Here is a 9,090-nt window from a genome sequence, read left to right on the forward strand (position 1 = left end):
CTATACGACCGTCGTCGATTACGTGAATATTCTTCATCATCGGATGATCGCTCTCTGTGCCCGGGCGTGGGCCGACGCTCATCCGGCTGTGCAGGTCAGGCGCCCAGACGGCGGCCGTATTCGCGTAATGTCGGCAGCCCTGGCCGGCCTTGGCTTGTGTGGTAGGGCCCATGATGGGTACGCAGCTATCGATGCCACGAAGCTCTCTCACGCTCCGGCGCTTGCCCATCAGGTAGACGGGCCGGAGAGGCTCACCCTGTTTCTTGCCGACCTCTTGAAGGTGCCGGTTCGGCTTCGCGAATTTGTCGGCACCTTTATGCCTATACCAAACGGGCTCCAGTCCCGGCTTGGCGGCGCGCATGTGCAACTCGGACGAAGCGCCACGATCGGACCGAGGACGTTCCAGCGGCAGCAAAGGATAGAGCTCTCCATCGGCCCGTTGACGCTTGCCGACTACGTAGCTTTCCTACCGGGCTGCGAACGGCGCGAAACCCTGCAGACCGCGATCCGCGATCTCGTGGGATACGGGCTCGATGTCGACGTAAGGCTCGTGCTCAGGCGGGACGAAGTTCCCGCGGCCAAAATGGGAGCAGCGCGGATCGGACAGATCGCTTGGCTCGCTCGACCGAAAGATCGCAGTGACGCAGATGATCTGTGCATACGCACCATCATTGGCTGGCGGCCGGAAATGCCGGAGGCTGTGGCATGAGCCTCATCCTTACTCTCGAGCAAGCCCCCCGACCCCAAGCCGTGCGCCAGATGCGGCTCGTCGAGGGAGAGCTCGTCATCGGGCGCAGCGCAGACGCAGACTGGCGGATCGACGATCCCGACATGTATATCTCACGCGCTCATTGCACGATCGCCTGCGTTCGCGGCCAGTATGTGGTGACGGACACCTCCAGCGGCGGGCTTTTCATCGATGGGTCGCGCACGCCGCTTGGGCTTGGGAACTCCGCCCCGCTGCATGACGGAGCGCGGCTGCAGCTCGGAAATTATGTCGTCCGCGTCGATTTCCAGGCGACGTCGACGGAGCGGGCGTCTGACCAGCCGGCTTCCCCACCGCCGGTCGGCTTCGAGCGGGACGATTTCTTCTCCGGGCGCAGGGAGCCGGCAGCGCCCCCCCCGCGGCCGGCGGGATTGCCCGATCCATTCGAACAACCAGCCGCAGGGGCATTCGCCGCAGCAGGCAGGGGCGAGACAGCAAAAGGGGCGCCCATGTTCGACGATCCCTTCAGCCTTGATCCGTTGCCAGCATCGGGTCAGGACAAGGGGGCTTGGGATTTTTCTTTACCCGGTACAACGCCGCCCGAGCAGTCTGTCACGGAGCCCCCAGCCGAACCGCGCCCTGCCCCGAAACCACAAGCAAAGCCAATGCAGGAAAGGACGGCAAAAACCGAAACCGCCTTGCGCGACGCCTTCCTGCGGGGACTGGGGCTCGGCGCCGATGATTTCACGACATCAGATCCGGTCGCCCAGATGGAGAGTTTCGGCCGGGAATACCGGATGATGCTGGAAGGGTTGATGCATCTCCTGCGCAAGCGCACCGAAGAAAAAGGCGAAGCGAGGATCGCCCAGACTGTGGTTGGAGCATCCGAGGTCAACCCTCTTAAATTCCTTCCCACGGTGGACGATGTGATCGCGACCTTCCTGGCGCAGCGCCAGGCCGGCTTTCTTCCTCCTGAGGCCGCCATCGGCAGTTCCATCCGCGATCTCGCACACCACCACGTGCGAACGTGGCGCGGCGTCCAAGCGGCGCTCGCCAGGATGATTGGCCGCTTCGACCCGGCGACCTTGGAAAGCGAACTGAAATCGCACTCCGCGTTGGATGCCCTGCTTGCCGGTGGCAGGCGGGCAAAGCTCTGGGAGCTTTATGAGAAACGCTATCGCGAGATCGCCAAAAGTGCGTCGACGCGCTTCCTGGGCGAGATCGGCAGCGACTTTCGAGACGGCTATGAAGAGAGGGAGAACGACTGATGCTTAACCGACGCGACTTTATCATGGTGATTGGCGCGACAGGCGCGCTTTCCGCCTGCATGGGCGGCCCGCCAAAATCGTCGACCGTAACGGTCACGGCGACGGGACAAGCGGGGATGAATGCGGCCGCTGGTGGTGGGGAACGTCCGGTGACCCTCCTTATTCTTCGGCTGAAGGATGTCGGAAAATTCAACTCTGCCGATATTTTCGCCCTGCAATCCGATCCGTCCGGCGCGCTCGGAGCAGACCTCGTCGGGTCCGAGCAAATGACGGTCGCCCCGGGTGCAAGCGCCTCAAAGACGGTCGCGTTCCCGCCAGAAGCCACGTTCCTCGGTCTTGTTGCACTGTTCCGGGAACCGGGCGGTCGCACCTGGCGACGGAGCGTGCCGATCAGGCCGGAATCGACGGTGACTGCGAATGTCGTACTAGGCCGCGGCGGTATGGCGCTCGCGCTCGCCTGAATGGAGGGCGTTCAGCATGACGGATATCAACAAGGTGCTTTGGTCCGAGGGGCTCTTCCTCCGGACGCAGCATTTCCAGCAGCAAGACCGTTATACCGAAGCCTTGGTGAGGGGCGCGCTGCAGGCTGGACGGCTGCAGACCTTCGGTTTCAGGTCCCTCACGCTCGATGCCGCACAGCTGGAAGCCGGGCGGGTGGGCGTAACGTCGGCCCGCGGCATTTTTCCGGACGGCACCCCGTTTGCCATACCGGAAACGATGGACGCCCCCACACCTTTGACAATCACGGGTGACATGGGCGCGGGAGCGGTGCAGCTCGCCCTGCCCTTGGAGCCACCCGGCGGCGCCAGCTTCGACCCGGCTCACCGCGAACCAACCGGAGCACGGTTTAGAGGACGGATCGAGTGGATACGCGATGCCGTCCACGGGGGCGCTGATCCGGAAGAGATCGAGATCGCCCGGCCGCAAGCCCTGCTTCTCTCGCCGGCGCAGGCGACCGGTGGCTACACGGCAATGCCGGTGACGAACGTTATGGGGCTGCTCTCCGACGGCAGTGTGGCGATCTCCGAAAATTTCCTGCCGCCGGCACTCGCAACCGGTGCGGTGCCCTTCTACGGCCAGCTTCTGCAGGAGGTAATCACGGGGCTCGACCGCATAGCCGAAGCGCATGGAAAGATGGTGCTTGGCGGCCCCGGCCGCAGCGTGGAAAATCTCCTAGTGCTCGATCTCGCCAACAGTGCGCGCCCGCGACTGGCGCACATGCTCCCTCAGGAGGTTTTTCATCCGGCCGAGCTCTTTCTGGAGCTCAGTGGGCTGGCTGGCCGAATGGCAACCTACGGATCGGGCTCCCGGCGGCTGAGCGAGCTTCCCACCTATGAGCATATGACGCCGGGGCCGGCCTTTGCCGCACTCGCCGCCACATTGCGCTCGCTGATCTTGAGCCTGCGCTATGTCGAGCCGAAGTCGCGGGCTCTTCCGGTTCTGAAGCACGCGACCAACGTCTGGAAGGTCCGCGTCGACAATCCCGAACTGCTAACGGCCAGCCGCATCGTTGTGCGCGTTGGGTGCGACATGTCTGACGAGGCATTGCGCAAGATCTTCGTCAATCAGGTGACCGTCGGTGCTGCGGACGAATTCGAGGCGTTGTGGAAGTCGCGACTGCCCGGCATCCGCCTCAAGCCCCTTCACTCGCAGCCCCGCGAGATCCCCTACGACGGAGACCGTCTCTGCCTTGAGCTCGATCAACGCAGCGAGCATTGGGAATCGCTTCTGCGCTCGCCCGGCTTCGTGATCGGAGTTTCCGGCGTTTTGCCCAGCGAACCACAGGTCGACTGCTATTCGGTAAATAGGTAGCACCATGGCAAGTGAGGATCCATTCGGCCTCTCGGAAGATCAGGGCCGTACACGCATCCGCCCGCCGGCGGGGGCAATGCCTGTCATTCCCACCGGCGCATTGGCGAGACGCGCGCGATCCCACCCCAACACGCTGATCAACGCTTTCGCCACCTTGCTTGAATTTGCGCCTGAACTCGAGAATGCATTGCCACCGGGCAATCCGGAAGCCCTGCGGACCAGGCTTATGGAGGAGCTGGTTTCGGCGCGCGATGCGGCCGTGGCCTCCGGCGCAAGCCTGGCGCGGGCAGATGCGGCTGCCTGGGCTGTCGCCTCCCTGCTTGACGATCTGGCGCTCAATACGCCTTGGGGCGGCTCCAGCGCCTGGCCGCGCCAGCCGCTGGTCGTCATGCTCCGCGGCGACGTGGATGCCGGAGCGCAGTTCTTTGCCAGGCTGGAGGAGCTGGAGCGCTATCCCGGCCGCGATCGTGAACTGCTGGAGCTGCAATACTTCTGTCTGGCGCTTGGTTTCCGCGGCAAATATCGGGTGCCAGGGCGTGCGGGCGATCGCTCCATCAGCGCCGTTCGCGCTGCAGCCGCTCGCTTCCTGCGGGACGCGGATGCCGAAGGCGCGCCGCTCTCGCCCAGGTGGGAGGGTGTCGCGGCAGCCGACGAGCCTTCCCGCTTTGCCGTTCCGATCTGGGTGCTCGCAGTCGTGGCTGTGGCGCTCGCGACGGCGATTTACGTGCTTCTGTCGATGCGGCTAGGCGCCAAGGCGGAAGAACTTGCTACGCTCGTTCGGGCGATCCCGCCGCCGGAGCGTGCCGAGATCTATCGGCCGGAAAAGCGCGCGCCGGCACCGGATGCGCCGCGCGTCGAACCTGTCGTCCTTGAGCTGCTGCCGGAATTCCGTGCCGCCGCACCTCCTGCGCTTCTGCCGGCCTTGACGGGCAATGAAAACGCCTCTCGGGTCACACTCCTGCTTCAGTCGAGCGCTCCGGAGCTTTTCCAGTCTGCCCGGCCCGAATTGACGAAAAGCTTCGAGCCGCTCGTCGCCTCCGTCGCAGCTGTTATCAAGGAGAATGCCGAACTGATCAGAAGTGTCACGATTATCGGACATACCGACAATGTTCCGCTCCAGGCCTCCAATCCGCTATCCAACAACCAACGCCTCTCCGAGGCTCGCGCCGCAACGATTGCCGCTTTACTGCGTGCAAGCGGCTTGCCGCCTGAGCGCTTGAAATCGGAAGGACGTGCGGCGACGCTCCCCCTTGCCAGAAATGACACTCGCGAAGGCCGGGCTGCCAACCGCCGCATCGAGCTCCTGATCGAGAAGGGGCTCTGAGATGGCGATCTTCCGCTTCCTCTGGGCGATCCTAACCTCGCGCTGGCTCTGGACCTTCATCGGGCTCGTGTTGCTGTCCCTGATCGTCTGGATCTTCGGCCCAATCATCAGTGTCGGAGAGCGCGCGCCGTTAGCGTCCGAGACGGTGCGATTGGTCATCATTGGCCTTCTCTTCGCGCTGTTTCTCATCTGGTGGATCGCGGCACAACGCCGGGCAATCCGCGCCAATCGCCTTTTCGTTTCGGAAATCGCCCCGCCGCCGGAAGCGCCCCCTAGCCCGGCCGAGGAAGGCGTCGCCTCCGTGGGCGCAAAGTTCCGGGAAGTGATGGCGGAGCTGAAACGCCAAAAAATCGGCGGCCGAAAGTTTCTCCGCGAGATGCCTTGGTCCGTCATCATCGGACCGCCTGCGACCGGCAAGACAACGGCACTACGGCAATCTGGACTGAGCTTCCCCATCGACCTGTCCGACGATTTGCATGGGGTGGGCGGGACGCGCAACTGCGACTGGTTCTTTTCCGAAGAGGCGGTGCTGATCGACACTGCGGGCCGCTACGTTCAACAGGAAAGCCAACCCGACGTCGACGCAGCGGAATGGTTGGGCTTCCTCGATCTCCTGAAAAAGCACCGGGGCCGCCGGGCCTTGAACGGCGTCATCGTAGCACTCGCCATCGACACGCTTTTGGAAGGCGACGCGACCATTCGGGCGCATGGCCGTCAGATCCGCAAACGGCTGACCGAACTTCAGGAACGGCTCGAGATCCGCCTGCCCGTCTACCTGATGCTGACCAAAGCCGATCTCATAAAGGGGTTCGAGACTTTCTACGGAGGGCTCTCGACGGCCGATCGCGAACAGGTTTGGGGAGCAACCTTCCCCCCCGGCGCGAGCATCGACGGCAGCGAGGTCACACGGGAACTCGCAGCATTGGTTGGCGTGCTCGAACGACGCCTCGTTCCTCGTCTTGAAGATGAAGAAAACCTTACCGCCCGTGCAGAGATCTTCCGCTTCCCGGCACAGGTTGAAAGCCTTTCCGAGCCTATTCGCGTGCTGGTCGAAACCGTGTTCGGTGAAAGCCGCTATGCCGAAAGCGCCTGGTTGCGCGGCATCTATCTAACCTCCGCCACTCAGGAAGGCACGGCAATCGACCGCCTGACGGCATCCCTCGCTTCCTCTTTCGGTCTCCCGGCACAGCTCGCTGCGCCGATGCCGCGGGTTGAGAAGCGCAGCTTCTTCCTGAAGGACCTGCTCACGAAAGTGATCTTCAAGGAGGCGGGCCTCGGCACATTCGATCCTGCCGCAGAGGAACGGCGTATCTGGATATGGCGCGGCGCTGCAGTGGCCGCCGCGGCATCAGTTGTCGTGGCCGGTCTGGCCTTTACGGTTTCTTATCGGAAAAACAACGCGGCTCTTTCGGCGCAGGCCGAACAGCTTGAAGCCTTGCAGCTTCCGCTCACTCCGGTTGCTGCGCGTCAAGCGCCGCTGGAACCGCTCGATCTGGATGTGGCGCTTGAGGCCGCAACCGAAGTATCGAATGCCCGTACCGAGCCGCCAAGTGGCATTGCTGCCTTGATCGGGCCTTCTGCGGCGACCGAGATCAGACAGGCACAGGCCGACGCCTATCACCGCTCGTTGCGCAACATATTGGAACCGCGCATGGTCGCGCTGCTCGAGGCGACGATGTGGCGTCAGATCCGCGATCCGGAATTCCTTCTCGGCGCCTTGAAGACGTACCGCATGATGACCGGATTGTCGCCGATGGACCCCGAATTCGCCAAGCAATGGTGGACGGAGCGATTGCCTGAATTCTCGCCCGTGCCGCCCTTCCGGACCGAGATGGCCGCTGACCATCAACTCGCTGCAATCGACAACATGGCGGCGGATCAAGCGCTTATCCAGCCCGATGAGGCGCTGGTGGGCGAAGCATTGCGGAGCATCTGCTCAATTCCGCTTCCAGTGCGTGCCTATAATGCACTGCTCTCAGATACGGAGGTCAGAGCGCTTAAGGATTGGATCCCGGCGGACCACGTCGGCCCAAACGGCCTTAAGGTTCTCGCTCGACGCTCGGACAAGACCCTTAGAGTGGGCATCAGCGGCGCCTTCACCTATGATGGCTTTCACAACGTGGTTCTTGCGCGCCTGGAGGACGTGGCCACGCAGGCTGCACTCGATCGCTCCATCTTCGCCGGAGGCTGCTCGGAAAATGCCAACCCGTCAGTCGCCGCGCTTTCCCAGGACATCCTCAAACTTTACTACGACGATTACATCGCGAAGTGGGACAGCTTCCTGCGCGACGTAAGGCTCGCGCCGCTGGTAGACCTCCAGACGGCGAGCGAAAATCTCAAGGATCTCTCCAGCGCAGACTCTTCGATGAAGCGGCTGCTGAACGCCATCGTGCAGGAGACGGAACTTACCCGTTCTGAAGATGACGCTGGGGGCAAAGTCCCTCCGGCTGCAACTTCCAAGCTTTTGTCCAAGCTCGGCAAAATCGGCAAGCTTGCCAAGAAGGGCGTGAAGCTGATGCCCGCCCCCGGCTCCAAGGCTGAAGTGGACCTCTCGGGCACGCTGGTTGCCGAGCATTTCAAACCCATCAAAGCCGCGATCGCCGAGGTCGACGGCCAACCTCCAGCACTCAATGACGCCGTCGCGGCGCTCACTGCGCTCTCGAACATGCTGCAGACCGTATCGGCAAGTCCCGATGCCCAGGATGCAATAAAGCGGCAAGGCGGCTTGGCGGAACTCACAGGGGCGGTGGCAAAACAGGCCATAACCCTCCCCGACCCGCTAGACGACTGGCTGGCCGGCATCGCCGGCGACACGAGCGGCCTTACAACGGAAGCGGTCACCTCTGAACTTAACGCCATCTGGCGCGCCGACGTGTTGCCTTTCTGTCAAGCGGCGCTGGCGAACCGCTATCCGTTCATTCCTGACAGCGCAATCGATGTCAACGTGGTCGACTTTGCGCGGGTCTTTGGTCCGGGCGGGCTGATTGACAGCTTCATCAACAATCAGCTGATCAACTATGTCGACATGACGCGTCACCCTTGGAAATGGCGCGCTGACATCCGGCTCGATTCGTCAGCTTTAGCCGCCTTGGAACAGGCCCGGCTGATCCGCGACAGCCTCTTTCCAGGTGGTGCCGGACCGATCTTGACCTTTACGCTCGAGCCCAAGGACCTTTCGCCGACGGTCGGCCGCGTGACGTTGAACGTCGACGGCCAGAGCCTCACCTATTTCAACAACCCAACTCGCCCCCAGCCGATGACTTGGCCGGGCAAGGACGGAACGGGCGTAATTACCCTTGCCTTCCAGCCGATCGACGGTTCACCGGAAGTGATGGTCAGCGAAACCGGGAGCTGGGCTTTCCTGCGCATGCTGCGGGCCGGCCGGTTGAGCGGGACCGAGCTTCCGGAACTTTACAAGCTGCGGCTTGCCGCACAGGGCCACTACGCCGATTTCGAGCTTCGGGCAGCAAGCGTGGCCAATCCCTACGACTTGAAAATGTTTGCGAGGTTTTCGTGCCCGACGCAGCTGTGATCCTGCCAGGCTTCTTCGGAAAACTGCCCGCGATGGGGGATTTCGTCACGCGCGGCCTGACGGCATCCTTCGTTGGCCCATGGGACCGCTGGATCACCCGGCATCTGGTTCACCGATTTTCGGAAGGTTCGGTGTCGGCTCATCTAGCGTTGCGATTTATCCTCGGGCCGGAAGCCTTCGGACCCATGACCGGCGTGGTGATGGCAAGCGCCGACCGCGCGGGTCGGCGGTTTCCGTTGACTATCGCGGCTGCGCCGCCGATCGCCTCCACTGACATCGCCACCCTCGCCGCAGACTGGCCCGAGGCGCTGGAAGCCGCGGGCAAGTCCGCCAGCGACGGCGCGATGGACGGCGACGGACTGGCTGCCCGCCTTGTGGCCCCGCCCTAGCCCGCGATCACGGCGTCCGGCGACCCGGTCGGCCGCGTGGCCTTGCGGACCTGGCAGTG

General features: G+C 63.1%; 7 protein-coding genes. All 7 read left to right on the plus strand.

Features of this window, described 5'->3' with window-relative positions; all coding sequences use genetic code 11:
- The coding region (tssG, locus tag C9413_RS21775; RefSeq protein WP_170250895.1) for a type VI secretion system baseplate subunit TssG at positions 1-709 on the plus strand (709 nt) is incomplete at its 5' end.
- Complete coding sequence (gene tagH, locus C9413_RS21780; RefSeq protein ID WP_040115646.1) at positions 706-1,974, plus strand: type VI secretion system-associated FHA domain protein TagH; 1,269 nt, start codon at positions 706-708, stop codon at positions 1,972-1,974. The genes tssG and tagH, both read left to right, overlap by 4 nt.
- Positions 1,974-2,435: a type VI secretion system lipoprotein TssJ gene (tssJ, locus tag C9413_RS21785; RefSeq protein WP_040115647.1), complete on the plus strand. Its 462-nt coding sequence runs from the start codon at positions 1,974-1,976 to the stop codon at positions 2,433-2,435. Before tagH ends, tssJ begins: the two co-directional genes overlap by 1 nt.
- A 16-nt stretch (positions 2,436-2,451) precedes the next feature.
- Entirely contained in the window at positions 2,452-3,786 is a 1,335-nt protein-coding gene (gene tssK / locus C9413_RS21790; protein ID WP_170250896.1) for a type VI secretion system baseplate subunit TssK, read from the plus strand.
- Between the two features lie 4 nt (positions 3,787-3,790).
- Positions 3,791-5,110 carry a type IVB secretion system protein IcmH/DotU gene (gene icmH, locus C9413_RS21795; protein WP_040115649.1) on the plus strand — a complete coding sequence of 440 codons (1,320 nt, stop codon included), beginning with the start codon at positions 3,791-3,793 and terminating at the stop codon, positions 5,108-5,110.
- 1 nt (position 5,111) lies between these two features.
- A complete protein-coding gene (tssM, locus tag C9413_RS21800) occupies positions 5,112-8,642 on the plus strand; it encodes a type VI secretion system membrane subunit TssM (protein ID WP_170250897.1) in 3,531 nt (1,176 codons plus the stop codon).
- Positions 8,624-9,031, plus strand: a complete 408-nt coding sequence (gene tagF, locus C9413_RS21805) for a type VI secretion system-associated protein TagF (RefSeq protein WP_170250898.1) — start codon at positions 8,624-8,626, stop codon at positions 9,029-9,031. The genes tssM and tagF overlap by 19 nt, the downstream gene beginning before the upstream one ends.
- The last annotated feature ends 59 nt before the right edge of the window (positions 9,032-9,090 follow it).

This window comes from Rhizobium sp. SEMIA 4085 (genome assembly GCF_013004495.1).
GTDB classification, from domain to species: Bacteria; Pseudomonadota; Alphaproteobacteria; order Rhizobiales; family Rhizobiaceae; genus Rhizobium; species Rhizobium gallicum.